The organism is Geodermatophilus africanus (genome assembly GCF_900107105.1).
Classification (GTDB): Bacteria; Actinomycetota; Actinomycetes; order Mycobacteriales; family Geodermatophilaceae; genus Geodermatophilus; species Geodermatophilus africanus.
The window spans coordinates 410,098-424,279 of the sequence record NZ_FNOT01000005.1; the positions used below are offsets into that span (position 1 = coordinate 410,098).

Annotated in this window: 15 protein-coding genes; 8 read left to right on the forward strand and 7 right to left on the reverse strand. The window is 75.2% G+C overall.

Features of this window, described 5'->3' with window-relative positions; genetic code table 11:
• Window positions 1–191 precede the first annotated feature (191 nt).
• Genes BLW63_RS12125 through BLW63_RS12135 form a run of 3 tightly spaced genes read left to right on the forward strand, consistent with a single transcriptional unit; the run spans window position 192 to window position 3,290 of the window.
• The gene (locus BLW63_RS12125; RefSeq protein WP_091155970.1) at window positions 192–1,241 is read left to right on the forward strand and encodes a TIGR03885 family FMN-dependent LLM class oxidoreductase; all 1,050 of its coding nucleotides are present in this window, start codon (window positions 192–194) and stop codon (window positions 1,239–1,241) included.
• A complete protein-coding gene (locus BLW63_RS12130; protein ID WP_091155973.1) occupies window positions 1,238–1,609 on the forward strand; it encodes a GNAT family N-acetyltransferase in 372 nt (123 codons plus the stop codon). Before BLW63_RS12125 ends, BLW63_RS12130 begins: the two co-directional genes overlap by 4 nt.
• A 10-nt stretch (window positions 1,610–1,619) precedes the next feature.
• Entirely contained in the window at window positions 1,620–3,290 is a 1,671-nt protein-coding gene (locus tag BLW63_RS12135; RefSeq protein WP_091155976.1) for an alpha-amylase family protein, read from the forward strand.
• On the opposite strand, the gene BLW63_RS12140 is transcribed toward BLW63_RS12135, so the two are convergent.
• Complete coding sequence (locus BLW63_RS12140) at window positions 3,236–3,979, reverse strand: 4'-phosphopantetheinyl transferase family protein (RefSeq protein WP_091155980.1); 744 nt, start codon at window positions 3,977–3,979, stop codon at window positions 3,236–3,238. The genes BLW63_RS12135 and BLW63_RS12140 overlap by 55 nt on opposite strands.
• A 220-nt stretch (window positions 3,980–4,199) precedes the next feature.
• Between BLW63_RS12140 and BLW63_RS12145 the strand changes: the two genes are divergently transcribed.
• The gene (locus tag BLW63_RS12145; protein WP_244522529.1) at window positions 4,200–4,928 is read left to right on the forward strand and encodes a hypothetical protein; all 729 of its coding nucleotides are present in this window, start codon (window positions 4,200–4,202) and stop codon (window positions 4,926–4,928) included.
• A 62-nt stretch (window positions 4,929–4,990) separates the two neighbouring features.
• On the opposite strand, the gene BLW63_RS12150 is transcribed toward BLW63_RS12145, so the two are convergent.
• The 5 genes from BLW63_RS12150 to BLW63_RS12170 all read right to left on the reverse strand — a co-directional run bounded on the left by BLW63_RS12150 (window position 4,991) and on the right by BLW63_RS12170 (window position 10,633).
• Window positions 4,991–5,758 (reverse strand): sulfite exporter TauE/SafE family protein, encoded by a 768-nt coding sequence (locus tag BLW63_RS12150; RefSeq protein WP_091155985.1) that lies wholly within the window; start codon window positions 5,756–5,758, stop codon window positions 4,991–4,993.
• A complete protein-coding gene (locus BLW63_RS12155; RefSeq protein WP_091155988.1) occupies window positions 5,755–6,495 on the reverse strand; it encodes a hypothetical protein in 741 nt (246 codons plus the stop codon). The genes BLW63_RS12150 and BLW63_RS12155 overlap by 4 nt, the downstream gene beginning before the upstream one ends.
• A gap of 55 nt (window positions 6,496–6,550) precedes the next feature.
• On the reverse strand, window positions 6,551–7,330 hold the full coding sequence (locus BLW63_RS12160) for a sulfite exporter TauE/SafE family protein (RefSeq protein WP_091155991.1): 780 nt from the start codon (window positions 7,328–7,330) through the stop codon (window positions 6,551–6,553).
• A gap of 42 nt (window positions 7,331–7,372) precedes the next feature.
• Window positions 7,373–7,960: a GNAT family N-acetyltransferase gene (locus BLW63_RS12165; protein ID WP_091155994.1), complete on the reverse strand. Its 588-nt coding sequence runs from the start codon at window positions 7,958–7,960 to the stop codon at window positions 7,373–7,375.
• A 126-nt stretch (window positions 7,961–8,086) separates the two neighbouring features.
• Window positions 8,087–10,633: a DEAD/DEAH box helicase gene (locus BLW63_RS12170; protein WP_091155998.1), complete on the reverse strand. Its 2,547-nt coding sequence runs from the start codon at window positions 10,631–10,633 to the stop codon at window positions 8,087–8,089.
• A gap of 114 nt (window positions 10,634–10,747) precedes the next feature.
• On the opposite strand from BLW63_RS12170, the gene BLW63_RS12175 reads away from it, so the two are divergent.
• Window positions 10,748–11,605: an SDR family oxidoreductase gene (locus tag BLW63_RS12175; protein ID WP_170856741.1), complete on the forward strand. Its 858-nt coding sequence runs from the start codon at window positions 10,748–10,750 to the stop codon at window positions 11,603–11,605.
• An 80-nt stretch (window positions 11,606–11,685) separates the two neighbouring features.
• Here BLW63_RS12175 and mmuM read toward each other — a convergent pair whose 3' ends face one another.
• Entirely contained in the window at window positions 11,686–12,606 is a 921-nt protein-coding gene (gene mmuM / locus BLW63_RS12180) for a homocysteine S-methyltransferase (protein WP_091156000.1), read from the reverse strand.
• 58 nt (window positions 12,607–12,664) lie between these two features.
• Here mmuM and yidD point away from each other — a divergent pair, with 58 nt between their 5' ends.
• Genes yidD through arr form a run of 3 tightly spaced genes read left to right on the forward strand, consistent with a single transcriptional unit; the run spans window position 12,665 to window position 14,130 of the window.
• A complete protein-coding gene (gene yidD / locus BLW63_RS27940; RefSeq protein ID WP_244522530.1) occupies window positions 12,665–13,177 on the forward strand; it encodes a membrane protein insertion efficiency factor YidD in 513 nt (170 codons plus the stop codon).
• 22 nt (window positions 13,178–13,199) lie between these two features.
• On the forward strand, window positions 13,200–13,640 hold the full coding sequence (gene arfB / locus BLW63_RS12190; RefSeq protein ID WP_091156304.1) for an alternative ribosome rescue aminoacyl-tRNA hydrolase ArfB: 441 nt from the start codon (window positions 13,200–13,202) through the stop codon (window positions 13,638–13,640).
• Between the two features lie 28 nt (window positions 13,641–13,668).
• On the forward strand, window positions 13,669–14,130 hold the full coding sequence (gene arr, locus BLW63_RS12195) for an NAD(+)--rifampin ADP-ribosyltransferase (protein WP_091156004.1): 462 nt from the start codon (window positions 13,669–13,671) through the stop codon (window positions 14,128–14,130).
• The last annotated feature ends 52 nt before the right edge of the window (window positions 14,131–14,182 follow it).

Sequence of the window (14,182 nt, forward strand, 5' to 3'; positions counted from 1 at the left end):
GTCGCCGGCATCAACCCCATGATCATCTCCCCGGGGTGGGCGCACCGCGCTCCCCCCGCCGAGCTGGGCGCACCGGGCCCCTCCGCTGCGATCGCGGTGAGCCCCCGCGCGAGGCGATCCGGGACGCGACCTGGGAGCGGCTCCGCTGAGTCCGCAGGTAGAGGCGTCGACGGCGGGGTAGGGGGCCCGGCATGACGGTGATCGGGTTCCACAACTCGCACGAGCAGGTGCACCCCGCCGAGCTGCTGGGTGCGGTCCAGCACGCCGAGGAGGTCGGTTTCACCGCCGCGATGTGCTCGGACCACTTCGCACCGTGGAACAAGGCGCAGGGGCACTCGGGCTTCGCCTGGTCCTGGCTGGGCGCCGCGCTCGCCACCACCGACCTGCCGCTCGGGGTGGTCAACGCGCCGGGGCAGCGCTACCACCCGGCGATCATCGCCCAGGGCGCCGCGACGCTGGCGGCCATGTTCCCCGGGCGCTTCTGGATGGCCCTGGGCAGCGGCCAGGTGATGAACGAGCGCATCACCGGCGACGCGTGGCCCCCGAAGCGGGTCCGGGACGCCCGGCTGCGCGAGTGCGTCGACGTCATCCGCGCCCTGCTGGCCGGCGAGGAGGTCACCCACCGCGGGCTGGTGGACGTCGAGCGCGCCCGGATCTGGTCCCTGCCCGAGCAGCAGCCCGCCCTCATCGGCCCGGTGATGAGCGTGCCCACGGCGCGGCGGCACGCCGACTGGGCCGACGGCTTCATCACCATCAACCAGCCGCACGAGACGCTGCGCGAGCTGACCGGCGCCTACCGGGAGGCCGGCGGCCGGGGCCGGCTCGCGCTCCAGGTGCACCTCTGCTGGGACCCCGACCCGGACCGCGCGAAGGCCATCGCCTACGAGCAGTGGCGCACCAACACGTTCCCGCCGCCGCTGTGCTGGGACATCGACGGCCCGGAGGCCTTCGAGCAGGCCAGCCGGCACGTGCCGCAGGAGGCGGTCGAGGGGGCCGTCCTGGTCAGCTCCGACCTCGGGCAGCACGCCGAGTGGATCGCCGAGTACGTCGACCTCGGGTTCGACGAGGTCTACCTGCACCACGTCGGCAAGGAGCAGCTGCCCTTCCTCGACGCGTTCGGCGAGCACGTCCTCCCGCAGCTCGACGTCACCCGCCCGGCGCCGGCCGTCGCGATCGACCCGGCCGGCCCGGCGCAGCCACGCCGTCCCGACCAGGCACCGCAGCCCGCCGTGCTCCCGTGAGCGGCCAGGTCGCCGTCCGGCCCCTCACCCTGGACGACGTCCCGGCCCTGACCGCTCCGCTCGCGGCCGACCGCGACCACCTCGCGCCGTGGGACCCGCTGCGCCCGGACGAGCACTGGACCGAGGAGTTCCAGCGGCACGACACCGCCCGGCTGCTCGACCTGTACCGGCTCGGCGCCGTCCTGCCCGGCGAGGCCGGCCTGCACCGGCTGCGGGCCGGCCCCCTGCTGCACAACGCCGCCTCGCAGCGGGTGCTCCCCAAGGGCGGCTCCACGCCGGTCGGCGTCGCCCCGCGGTACCCGTGCATCGCCGGCCGGTGGCAGGACCACGTGCTGTTCCAGCTGCTGCACGAGCCCGGGATGCGGTAGGGACGCCCCCATGCGGATCACCGACACCGCCGACCTGTGGTGGAAGAACGCCGTCGTCTACTGCCTGGACGTCGAGACCTACATGGACTGGGACGGCGACGGGTGCGGCGACCTGGCGGGCCTCGCCCAGCGCATCGACCACCTGGCCGACCTCGGCGTGACCTGCCTGTGGCTGATGCCCTTCTACCCGACCGCCGAGCGGGACGACGGCTACGACATCACCGACTTCTACGGCGTCGACCCTCGGCTGGGCACCCACGGCGACCTGGTCGAGGTCATCCGCACCGCCAACGACCGCGGCATGCGGGTCATCGCCGACCTGGTCGTCAACCACACCTCGCGCAAGCACCCGTGGTTCCGGTCGGCCGAGGCGTCGAAGGAGTCGCCGTTCCGCGACTTCTACGTCTGGCGGTCCGACGAGCCGCCGGACACCTCCGACCAGGTCGTCTTCCCCGATCAGGAGGACAGCATCTGGACGCTGTCGGAGCAGACGGGGGAGTGGTACCTGCACAAGTTCTACAAGGAGCAGCCCGACCTGAACGTCACCAATCCGCGGGTCCGGGACGAGGTCGCGAAGATCATGGGGTTCTGGCTGCAGCTCGGGCTGTCGGGCTTCCGCGTCGACGCCGTCCCCTTCTTCCTGGAGACCGTCGGCGCCGACGGCGGAGCCCTCCCCGAGCCGCACGACTACTTGCGCAGCCTGCGCTCCCTGGTCGGGCGGCGTTCGGGCAGCGGGGTCCTGCTCGGGGAGGTGAACCTGCCCTACGAGCAGCAGCTCGATTTCTTCGGCGGCACCGACGGCGACGAGCTGACCATGCAGTTCGACTTCATCGGCATGCAGGCCCTCTACCTCTCGCTGGCCCGCGGCCACGCCGGTCCGCTCACCACCGCGCTGGTCCAGCGCCCGGCGATCAACCCGGACAACCAGTGGGCCACCTTCGTGCGCAACCACGACGAGCTCACCCTCGACAAGCTCACCGACGACGAGCGCCAGGAGGTGTTCGCCGCCTTCGGTCCCGAGGAGCGCATGCAGGTCTACGGCCGCGGACTGCGCCGCCGGCTGCCGCCGATGCTCGACGGCGACCCGCGCCGGGTGCGGATGGTCTACAGCCTGTTGTTCTCGCTGCCGGGCACCCCGGTGCTCTTCTACGGCGAGGAGATCGGCATGGGGGAGGACCTCTCCGCCGAGGGCCGGCTCGCCGTCCGGACGCCGATGCAGTGGACGTCGGGACCCAACGGCGGCTTCTCCACCGCCGACCCCGACCGGCTGCCCGGGCCGGTCGTCGACGGCGGGTTCGCGCCGCGCTTCGTCAACGTCGCCGACCAGCGCCGCGACCCCGACTCGCTGCTGTCGTTCGTCAAGCTGCTGATCCAGCGGTACCGCGAGTCGCCCGAGCTGGGGTGGGGTGCGTTCACCCTCCTCGAGCAGCCGCACCCCGAGGTGCTGGCCCACCTGTGCAGCTGGGACGACGGCGCGCTCGTCGCCGTCCACAACCTCGGCGCGGAGCCGCGCACCGTCCCGCTGACCCTCGAGGGCTGCGACGCCGACCACCTGCTGGTCGACCTGCTGCAGGACGGCGAGCAGCCGGTCGACGGCGACGGCGGCGTCGAGCTGACCCTCGACGGCTACGGGTACCGCTGGCTGCGGGTGGTGGCACCCGACAGCCGCCGGCTGGTCTGACGCAGCAGCGCCCCGGCGTCCCGGTGGACGAGGACGTCGGGTGCGGTGCCGGGCCCCGCCAGCGCGGCGACGAAGCCCGGCGGCGCGGGCAGGTCGCGCAGCCACACCGGGTCCTGCCGGTGGCGGTGCAGCACCGGCGGCGGGGTGAGGACCAGCGCCTCCACCGGCACGTCGAGCCCCTGGTCGGTGGCGTCGAGCACCGCCTGCCTGCGCACTCGGGGGACGGCCGGCTCGGCGGCCCCCCGGAGGTGGTCCTCGACGGCCACGCCGACCACGCCTCCGGGGAGGACGGCGACGGCGACGCAGTGGCCGGCGGAGGCGATCGAGAACTCCAGGCCGCCGGCGCCGGCCAGCCGGGGCCGGCCGTGCGGCGAGCCGCAGGAGGGGCAGGTCCGGACGATCCGCAGGTCGGCCGGCGGGGTCCCAAGCGCGGTCCCCAGCACCAGCCGGGCCACCACCGCGCCGGCGGTCATCCGCTGCCGGTCGGCCGGCACGGCCAGCTGCGCCCGTCGCTCCAGGTCGGCCTCGCCGAGCAGCGCGTCGTGCTCGGGGCGGACGTCGCCCGGCCGCGCCCACCACACCTGGCACACCCCCGGCAGCGGCGCCGGGTCCGGCCCCGACCGCGGCCAGGGCGGCCGTCCGTGGACCGGTGCCGCGCGGGTCGCCCGCAGCGGGACGGACACGACCATGGGTTCCCCCCGTGCTCGGCCGGCCGACCCCGTCGAGGGGACCACGGTCGACGGGCAGCCGGTGTGGTGGGAGCAGTCTGGGTGACGGGGAGGTGTCTCCTCCATCCCACATCCGGCGTAGTCCGGACGGCCCGGGACCAGGGACCCTGCCCGTGCCGACGCCCCGCCAGCGGACCGGCCTCCCTGCCGCCGTCGTCCCCTGCGCCTAGCGTGGACGGCGATGTCCGAGGCACCCCGCACCCCGTCGTCCCCCGTGACCACCGAGCTGCCCGTCGCGGCGCCCGCAGACGCGACCCCGGCCGGTGCCACGCCGTCCGGTGCCACGCCGTCCGGTGTCACGCCGTCCGGTGCCACCTCCGCGGGCGCCGCGCCGTCCGGCGGCGCCCCATCGGGCCCGGTGCCCTCCGGCGGCGCCCCATCGGGCCCGGCGCCCACCGGCCCCGCCCCGTCGGGCCCGGAGCCGTCCGGCCCGGTCGCGCCCGCCCCGACGGCGACCGGGCCGATCCCGGTCGGCACGCCGCCGCCGCAACCGACGCCCGCCCCGGCGCAGGAGGGCGCCCAGCCGACCGTCCCGGTCGCCCGCCGCCCGCGGATCGGCGCCCGCAACCCGTTCCCGCTGACCCGGATGGGCCCGTGGGCGCCGGTCGCCGGTGCGGTGATCGGCCTGCTCGCCGGCCTGGCCGTCGCGCTGCTGCTCGGCGGGGTCGCGGAGGCGTTCCAGGAGCGCCTGGCGCTGGTCTTCCTCACCGTCGGCCTCGGCATGCTCGGTGCCTCGGGCGCGCTGCTGGCCGACGAGGTGCGCCTGGTGCGCCGCGGAGCGCGGGAGGCCGGCATCCGGCCGGCCTGGGTCGAGGCAACGGCCAACCTGATCAACGGGCTCACGCCGGCCCGGCTGCTGCTGCTGGCCAGCGCGTTCGTCCTCTTCCTGGCCGCCTACGTCAGCAACTGACCGCCGCCGGTCGGCCCCCTGCAGGGTCCCGCCGCGACCGGCGGGGGGCAGGGGGTCCTTGTTCAGCCGTAGGCCTGGACCGCCAGGTGCACGGCCAGGACCAGCCCGGCGAGGGCGATGAGCCGGCGCAGCGGCGTCTGCGGCGCGCGGCGCACCACCCGTGGGCCGAGGCGCCCGCCGACGAACAGGCCGATCGCCAGGGGCAGCGCCGCCGACCAGGCGACCGGCGCGAACACGGCGAAGCCGACCGCCGCCGTCAGGTTGGCCGCTCCGAGCACCACGTTGCGCAGCGCGTTGCCGACCGCCAGCCCCTCGCCGGTCGACAGCAGGAACAGCGCCAGGAGCATGACGCCGGCCGCCGCGCCGAAGTACCCGCCGTAGACGGCGACCACCATGGTCACCAAGGGCAGCCACCACGGGTCGCGGTGCGTCGGGTGCGCGGCGGCCCCGCGCGCGGCCAGTTCCCGCGGCGGCCGCTGCACCAGCAGGGCGATCGCGGCCCCGGCGATCAGCCACGGCACGATCGCCTCGAAGGCGTCCGACGGCGTGAGCAGCAGCAGCGCCGCCCCGGCCGCGCCGCCGAGCACCGCACCGGCCGCCAGCCGCAGCAGCCGGCGTCCCTGGCCGCGCAGCTCCGGCCCGGAGGCGCTCACCGAGCCGACGCCGTTGAGGACCAGCGCCACCGTGTTGGTCACGTTGGCCGCCACGGGGGGCAGCCCGGCCGCCAGCAGCGCCGGGTAGCTGACCAGCGACGCCAGCCCCGCGACGCTCCCGGTCAGGCCGCCCCCGACGCCGGCGAGCACGAGGAGGGCGAACTCGGCAGCGGTCACCCGGCGTCGCGGTCGGGGGCGCTCCGCAGGTCCGCGGGCACGAGACGGCCGGCGACGATGTCCGCGGCGATGTCGTCGACCACCCGGCCCGCCGCGATCGCCGAGGCGCGCATCGTGGCGATGGCGTCCTCGGCGTCCAGCCCGAACGAGATGCCGACCAGGCCCATGGCCTGCCAGACGTTGCCCCGCCGCTGCGCGTCGGGTCCCTCCAGCCAGTCGCTGCCGTCGTCGGGGAACTCCGCCCCGGACACCGTGACCGCCAGCTCCTGGGTGGTCACGCGGGCGACCTCCGCCACGTCGGCGCGGTCGAGGGAGGTCAGCCCCGCGGGGTCGCGCACGTACAGGTCGAGCACCACCAGCGGCCCCATCGGCGGCGGCAACGGAACCGAGAGCACGCCCTGGTAGGTGGTCTCGTTCAGCATCGAGGCCCACAGCGCCGGCCAATTGCGGGCGATGTCCTCGAGCGAGAAGGCGATCACCGTGCCGTTGTCCTGCGCGCGCAGGCAGGGGCCGTCGCCGACGGTGAACTGCAGGCGCTCGGCGTGCGCGGTCTGCGCGTCGCTGGCGCCGATCGGCGTCCGCAGCACCCCCACGTGCAGGCTCAGCCCGGCCCCGTCGACGCCCAGCGCGGCGGCGCAGGCCCGCGCCAGCCGCGCGGGCAGCAGTTCGGGACCGGCCAGGTCCGCCGGTGCGGAGGCCAGGGCCTTGTCGAAGCGTTCGGCAGCACTCCCGGTCATGGGTCCAGCTTGCCGGGCCGCGCCGACGACTACGACACCGGCCGGTCCGTGCGGGTCACCGGGTCAGCAGCACGGCGATCGCGACGCACCCGAGCGTGACGATCGCGCCCCGCAGCACGGCCGAGGGCAGCCGGCGGCCGAACCGGGCGCCGACGTACCCGCCCAGCAGCGAGCCGGCCGCCACCAGCCCGGCGGCGCGCCAGTCGACGCGGTCGGTCGCCACGACCACGTAGGCCCCGGCGGCGACGCCGTTCACGGCGAGGGTGAGCACGTTCTTGAGGGCGTTGAGCCGCTGCAGCGACTCGCGCAGCAGCAGCCCGAAGACGCCGATCTGCAGCACGCCCTGACTGGCGGCGAAGTAGCCGCCGTAGCTGCCGGTGGCGTACGCGCCGGCGAAGAGCGCGGCCAGCCGGCCGGCGCCGATCCGGCCGGACGGCTCGTCGCCGGCCCGCCGGCGCGCGAGGGCGCGTGATACCAGCGGCTGCACGGCGACGAGGACGACGGCCAGCCCCACGAGCACCGGCACGATCGCCTCGAAGCTGCTCGCCGGCAGGTGCAGCAGCAGGAATGCCCCGGTCAGCGCGCCGAGCACCGACGCGGGCAGCAGCCGCAGCAGCAGCCAGCGCTGCCCGGCCAGCTCCCGCCGGTAGCCCAGCGAGCCGGCGAGGTTGCCCGGCACCAGGCCGAGGGAGTTGCTGATCGTCGCGGTCACCGGCGGCAGCCCCACGGCCAGCAGCACCGGGAAGGTCACCAGCGTGCCCGAGCCGACGACGGCGTTGATCGCGCCCGCGGCCAGCCCGGCCGCGGCGACCGCCAGCATCTCCCACACCGTCATGCGGTCACCACCGGGCAGGGTGCCACGCGCCCGTGGCGGGCCTCACGGCAGGGCGGTCACCTGTTCCAGCAGCGCCCGGTCGAGCGGGCGGTCGGCGTAGATCAGCCGGACGGCGGCCGGGTCGGGGTTGCCGGCGTCCGGGCCCCGCCAGAGCAGCGACAGCCCGGCGCGCTCGGCCCGTCCGCGGGACTCGACGTTGTGCTCGAGCAGGTAGGCGACGACCGGTCGGTCGGGCGCGACGGCGTGCGCCGCGTCGAGGGCGGCGGCCACCAGCTCGGCGGCCAGCCCGCGGCCCCACGCCGGCGGGGTGAACCGGTAGAAGAGGTTCCACCACCACGTGCCCAGGCGGACCGCGCAGCCGCCGGTGCCCACCACCTGGCCCGGCCGCAGCCCCGGGACGTCGGCGTCGGCGCGCAGCCGGGCGGTCCAGTAGCCCAGGCCGTCGCGGGCCCAGTGCTCCTCGCTGTGCGCGATGCCGTCGGCCGTCCGCTGCGGTGAGGTGTGCCGGCCCGAGGGCAGGTGCGCCCAGGTGCCGGGGTCGCTCATCAGCGCGAAGTGGTCGTCGAGGTCGGCCGGGACGACGGCGTCCAGCTGCAGCCGCGGCGTCGTCCGGTGCGCGAGGTCCTTCACCCTCCCCTCCGTTCTACCCCGCTCCCGCCCCGGCGTTGATCATGGGGTTGTCGCCGGCGCCCACGGCGTGTCCACCCGTGTCGCGGGCGACAACCCCGTGATCGACAGCAGTGGACGGTCAGGCGACTAATCCCGGCGACCGGCGTCGACCAGGCGGAGGACGACGGCGCCCTCCTCGTCCGAGGCCTCGAGGTCGACCTCGACGTCGAAGCCCCAGTCGTGGTCGCCGGCCGGGTCGTCCAGGATCTGCCGCACCCGCCAGACCCCGGGCTCACCCCTGTCCCAGATCAGCAGCGCCGGGCCCCGGGCGTCGGCGCCGGTGCCCAGCTCGGCGTGCTCGGCGAAGTAGGCCTGCACCACCCCGCCCCACCGGTCGGCGTCCCACCCGGAGCCGCGATCGAGCTCGCCGAGGTCGTACCAGCGGCGGCGGGCGAACAGCTCCACCCGGCGGAACAGCTGGTTGCGCACCATCGCGGTGAACGCCCGCTCGTTGCCGGTGAGCGGCCGCGGCCGCACCGGGACGGCGACGGGCGCGTCCAGCGGCTGGTCCGGGCTGGTCAGCTGCTCCCACTCGTCGAGCAGCGAGGAGTCCACCTGGCGGACCAGCTCGCCGAGCCACTCGACCAGGTCGGTCACCTCGTCGGTGCGGGCGGCGGCGGGCACGCCCGAGCGCAGCGCCTTGTAGGCGTCCGACAGGTAGCGCAGCACCGCGCCCTCCGCACGGGTCAGCCCGTAGTTGTTGACCAGCTCGCGGAAGGTGTAGGCGTTCTCCCACACGTCCCGGACGACGGACTTCGGCGACAGGTGCGCATCGGCCGCCCACGGGTTGGAGCGGGTGTAGACCTCCAGCGCGTGCTGCAGCAGCTCCTCCAGCGGCTTCGGGTGGGAGATGTCCTCGAGCAGCTCCATGCGCTCCTCGTACTCGATCCCCTCGGCCTTCATCTGGGCCACCGCCTCGCCCTTGGCCTTGTTCAGCTGCGCGGCCAGCACCTGCCGCGGGTCGTCGAGGGTGGCCTCGATGACGCTGACCACGTCCAGGGCGTAGGTGTCCGACTCGGGGTCGAGCAGGTCGATGGCGGCCAGCGCGAAGGTCGACAGCGGCTGGTTGAGCGCGAAGTCCGGCGGCAGGTCGACGGTCAGGTCGTAGCGCCGACCGTCGGGCTCCGGCTCGCTGAGCCGCACCAGCACCCCCGCCTGCAGCAGCGAGCGGGCGATGCCGATCGCCTCGCGGATGTGCCGCAGCTGCCGCCTGCGCGGCTCGTGGTTCTCCGTCAGCAGCCGGCGCATCGCGACAAACGGGTCCCCGGGCCGGTCGACGACGTCGAGCACCATCGCCGTCGACACCCGCATGTTGCTGGTCAGCGGCTCGGGCTCGGCCTCCACCAGCCGGCGCATGGTGGCCTCCGACCACGGCACCATGCCCTCGGGCGCCTTCCTCCGCACCAGCTTGCGGCGCTTCTTGGGGTCGTCGCCGACCTTGGCGAACTGCCGGAGGTTGTCCACCTCGTGCTCCGGCGCCTGGACGACGACGGTGCCGGCGGTGTCGAAGCCGGCGCGGCCGGCCCGCCCGGCGATCTGGTGGAACTCGCGGGCGTTGAGCAGCCGGGTGCGGGTGCCGTCGTACTTCGACAGCGCGGAGAACACGACGGTGCGGATGGGCACGTTGATGCCGACGCCCAGGGTGTCGGTGCCGCAGATGACCTTGAGCAGGCCCGCCTGGGCCAGCTGCTCCACCAGCCGCCGGTACTTCGGCAGCATCCCGGCGTGGTGCACGCCGATGCCGTGGCGGACCAGCCGCGACAGCGTCGTCCCGAAGGAGGTGGTGAAGCGGAAGCCGCCGATCATGTCGGCGATCGCCGCCTTCTCCTCCTTGGTGCAGACGTTGACGCTCATCAGCGCCTGGGCGCGCTCCAGCGCCGAGGCCTGGGTGAAGTGGACGACGTAGACCGGCGCCTGCCTGGTGTCGAGCAGCTCCTGGATCGTCTCGTGCATCGGCGTCGTCGCGTAGTAGTGGTGCAGCGGCACCGGGCGCTCCGCGCTCGCCACCAGCGCGGTGGGGCGGCCGGTGCGGCGGGTGAGGTCCTCGCGCAGCCAGCCGGTGTCGCCCAGCGTGGCGCTCATCAGCAGGAACTGCGCCCTCGGCAGCTCGAGCAGCGGCACCTGCCAGGCCCAGCCGCGGTCGGGGTCGCCGTAGAAGTGGAACTCGTCCATGACGACCAGGCCGACGTCGGCGTCCGCGCCCTCGCGGAGGGCGATGTTGGCCAGGACCTCCGCGGTGCAGGCGACGATCGGCGCGTCCCGGTTGACCGCGGCGTCGCCGGTGAGCATGCCGACGTTCTCGGCGCCGAAGACGCCGCACAGCGCGAAGAACTTCTCGCTGACCAGCGCCTTGATCGGCGCGGTGTAGTAGCTCCGCCGTCCGGCCGCCAGCGCGGCGTACTGCGCGCCGGTGGCCACCAGCGACTTGCCGGAGCCGGTCGGCGTCGCGAGGACGACGTGGGCGCCGCTGACCAGCTCGATCAGCGCCTCCTCCTGGTGCGGGTAGAGCACCGTGCCGTTCGCCTCGGCCCAGGCCGCGAACGAGCTGAACAGCTCGTCGGGGTCGGCGCCGCTGGCCCGGAGGGCCGAGAGGTCGGACGGGTCGTCGAGGAGGGGAGGGGCGGTGGCGGTCATCGTGGGGGACAGCGTGCCCGACGCCGGTTCGCTTCCCGGCGAGGTGCCCCGGTTCCGCCGCGCGGCGGCCGGGTAGGCCGTCCGCGGCAGCCCACCGCGAACCTGGAGGACCCCGTGTCCGAGCCCCGCCCCGAGTCCCAGCCCGCGCAGCAGCAGGACGTCCCCGGGACGCTGGGGGAGATGACGCCCAAGCCGGACCACGGCGAGGAGAGCTACCGCGGCTCCGGCCGGCTGACCGGCAAGGCGGCGGTGATCACCGGCGGCGACAGCGGCATCGGCCGCGCGGTCGCGATCGCGTTCGCCCGGGAGGGTGCCGACGTCCTGATCTCCTACCTCGACGAGCACGAGGACGCCGAGGACACCAAGAAGTACGTCGAGGAGGCCGGCCGGAAGTGCGTGCTGGTGCCCGGTGACCTCGCCGACCGCGCGCACCAGAAGACGGTCATCCCCAAGGCCGTCGAGGAGTTCGGCAGGGTCGACGTCCTGGTCAACAACGCCGCGTTCCAGATGAGCCACGACTCGATCGAGGAGATCTCGGACGAGGAGTGGGACCACACGGTGGCGCTGAACCTGACGGCGATGTTCACGCTGACCAAGGACGCGCTCCCGCACATGCAGCCGGGGGCGTCGATCATCAACTCGTCGTCGGTGAACTCCGACAACCCGAGCCCCAACCTCATCGCCTATGCGATGACCAAGGCGGGCATCGCCAACTTCACCGCCAGCCTCGCGCAGATGCTGGCCGAGAAGGGCATCCGCGCCAACAGCGTGGCCCCCGGCCCGGTCTGGACGCCGCTGATCCCGGCGACCATGCCCGAGGAGAAGGTCGAGAGCTTCGGCGAGCAGGTGCCGATGGGCCGCGCCGCCCAGCCGGCCGAGCTGGCGCCGGTGTACGTGCTGCTGGCCAGCGACGAGGCGTCCTACGTCTCCGGCGCCCGCGTCGCGGTCACCGGCGGCAAGCCGATCCTGTAGCCGTGCCCATCGGATGATCAGCTGAGCTCACCCCCGCGCGTCCTGGCTCACGGTCGACGCTGAGCCAGGACGCCGGACGATCAGCTCAGCTGATCATCGACGGCCAGCGTGGCGGCGAGGCCGGCGATGTCGGCGGGTCCGACGCGGCAGCAGCCACCGACGAGCCGCGCGCCGGCGTCCACCCAGCCCAGCGCGCCGGCCGGGGAGATACCGGCCGTCCCGGCCCAGCGGCGCGCCGCGGCGTCCCAGCGCTCGCCGCTGTTCGGGTAGACGACGACGGGCCTGCCCGACGCCGTGGCGGCGCCCACGGCGGCCAGGACGCCGTCCGGGTCGGTGCAGTTCACGCCGACGGCCACCACGGCGTCGACGTCCCGGGCCATGGCGAACACCTCACGGGCCGGCTCGCCGCGGCGGGTGCGGACCACGCCGTCGCCGTCCACCACCGTGGTGAGCGACAGCCACACCGGGACGCCGAGCATGTCGGCCTCCGCCAGCAGCGCCTCGGCCTCGGCGGCGGCGGGGACCGTCTCGCAGGCCAGGACGTCGGCGCCGGCGTCGGCGAGCCACTCCATGCGCGGCCGGTGCCACTGCCGGAGCCCCTCGACGCCGATCTCGTCGGCGTAGTCGCCGGTGTACTCCGACCCGTCGGCGAGGGCCGCGCCGTAGGGCCCCACCGACCCGGCGACCCACGCCTCCGGGGCCCCGCGCTCGGCCAGGTGCACCGAGCGGACGACGAGCCGCCGGGCCTCGGCCGCGTCCAGCCCGGCGGCGGCGAGCCCCTCCACCGACACCTGGTAGCTGGCCGTCGTCGCCACCTGGGCGCCGGCCGCGGCGAAGGCGGCGTGCGCGGCGACGACCGCCTCGGGGTCGTCGTGCAGCAGCCGCGCCGACCACAGCGCCGAGGACAGGTCGTGCCCCTGCGCCTCCAGCTGGGTGGCCAGGCCGCCGTCGAGGACCACCGTCCCGACGGCCAGCGCGGTGGCGAGGGGGAAGTCGGGCATGCCCGATGATGCGCCCGCTCGGTCTGCGGCGCCCGCCGCCCGACCGGAGGATCAGGGCATGGTCTTCATCTGGAGCAGCAGCTGGGGCCCGCGACGACGCCGGCACGGACCGGGGTACGGCCGCCGCTACGGGCCGCGGTACCGCTACGGCCCGCGGTACGGGTACGGCCCGGGGTACGGGCGCCGCCGCCGCGGGTACGACCGGGACGGTTCCTGCCTGCGCGACCTGCTGTTCCTCAACACCGGCTGCTGCCTGGCCAACGCGATCGGCTGCGGCGTCGAGGGGCTGTTCCTGGTGCCGACGACGGTGCGGCACGTGCACGCCGCCGGCGCCGGCCGGCGCGGGACGCGGGTGCGGGACCGGCTGGTGGCCGCCGTCCGCGTCTACCAGCGCGAGGTCAGCCCGCGCCGTCCGCCGTGCTGCCGGTTCGAGCCGACCTGCTCGGCCTACGCCCTCCAGGCGCTGGAGCGGCACGGCGCCGGCCGCGGCAGCTGGCTCACCCTCCGCAGGCTGGTGCGCTGCCGGCCCGCCGCGACCGGTGGCCCGGACCCCGTGCCCGCCGCGGCCTGAGGTCCTCGGCGACACTGGCGGCGTGCCGAGCACCGACGACGCCTCCGGGGACCTGCCGGTCACCGGCGCGTTCGTCGTGCCCGCGGCCGCGCTGCACTGGCGGTTCTCCCGCTCGTCGGGCCCCGGCGGGCAGGGCGTCAACACCGCCGACTCGCGGGTGGAGCTGTCGGTCACCCCGCTCGAGCTGCCGGGGCTGACCGGCGCCCAGCGGGAGCGGCTGGCCGATCGCCTGGCCGGCCGGCTCGTGGACGGCGTCCTGACGGTGACCGCCGGCGAGCACCGGCAGCAGCGGCGCAACCGGCAGGCCGCCCGGGAGCGGCTGGCCGCCGTGCTGCGGGCGGCGCTGGCCCCACCGCCCCCGGCCCGCCGGCGCACCAAGCCCACGCGCGGGTCGCAGGAGCGGCGGATCCAGGCCAAGAAGCAGCGCGGCGAGCTCAAGCGCGCCCGTCGCCGCTGGGACTGACCGGCTGGTGTCCGAGGAGGAGACGGCGATGGGCGAGGACACCGACAGCCAGGTCCCCGGGACCTCCGGACGCGGTGCGCACGTCGAGGGGCCCTTCTACCACGGGACGAAGTCGGCGCTCGTGGCCGGCGACGAGCTGGTCCCCGGCCACGGCTCCAACTTCCAGGAGGGCCGGGTGTCCAACCACGTCTACTTCACCGCGCTCGTGGACACCGCCGCCTGGGGAGCGGAGCTGGCGACCGCGCTGGCCGGGAGCGGGGAGCGGGGACGCATCTACGTCGTGGAGCCCCTGGGCCCCTTCGAGGACGACCCGAACGTGACCGACAAACGGTTCCCCGGCAACCCCACCCGGTCCTACCGCACCCGCTCCCCGCTGCGCGTCGTCGGCGAGCTGCACGACTGGCAGGGTCACGACCCCGAGGTGCTGCAGGGGATGCTGGACAGCCTGGCGCGGCTGCGGCAGCAGGGACTGGACGTCATCGAGGACTAGCCGGGGCCCTCGCTCCGTCGCACCGGGAGGTCGCTGTTCCGCTGCGGGCCCG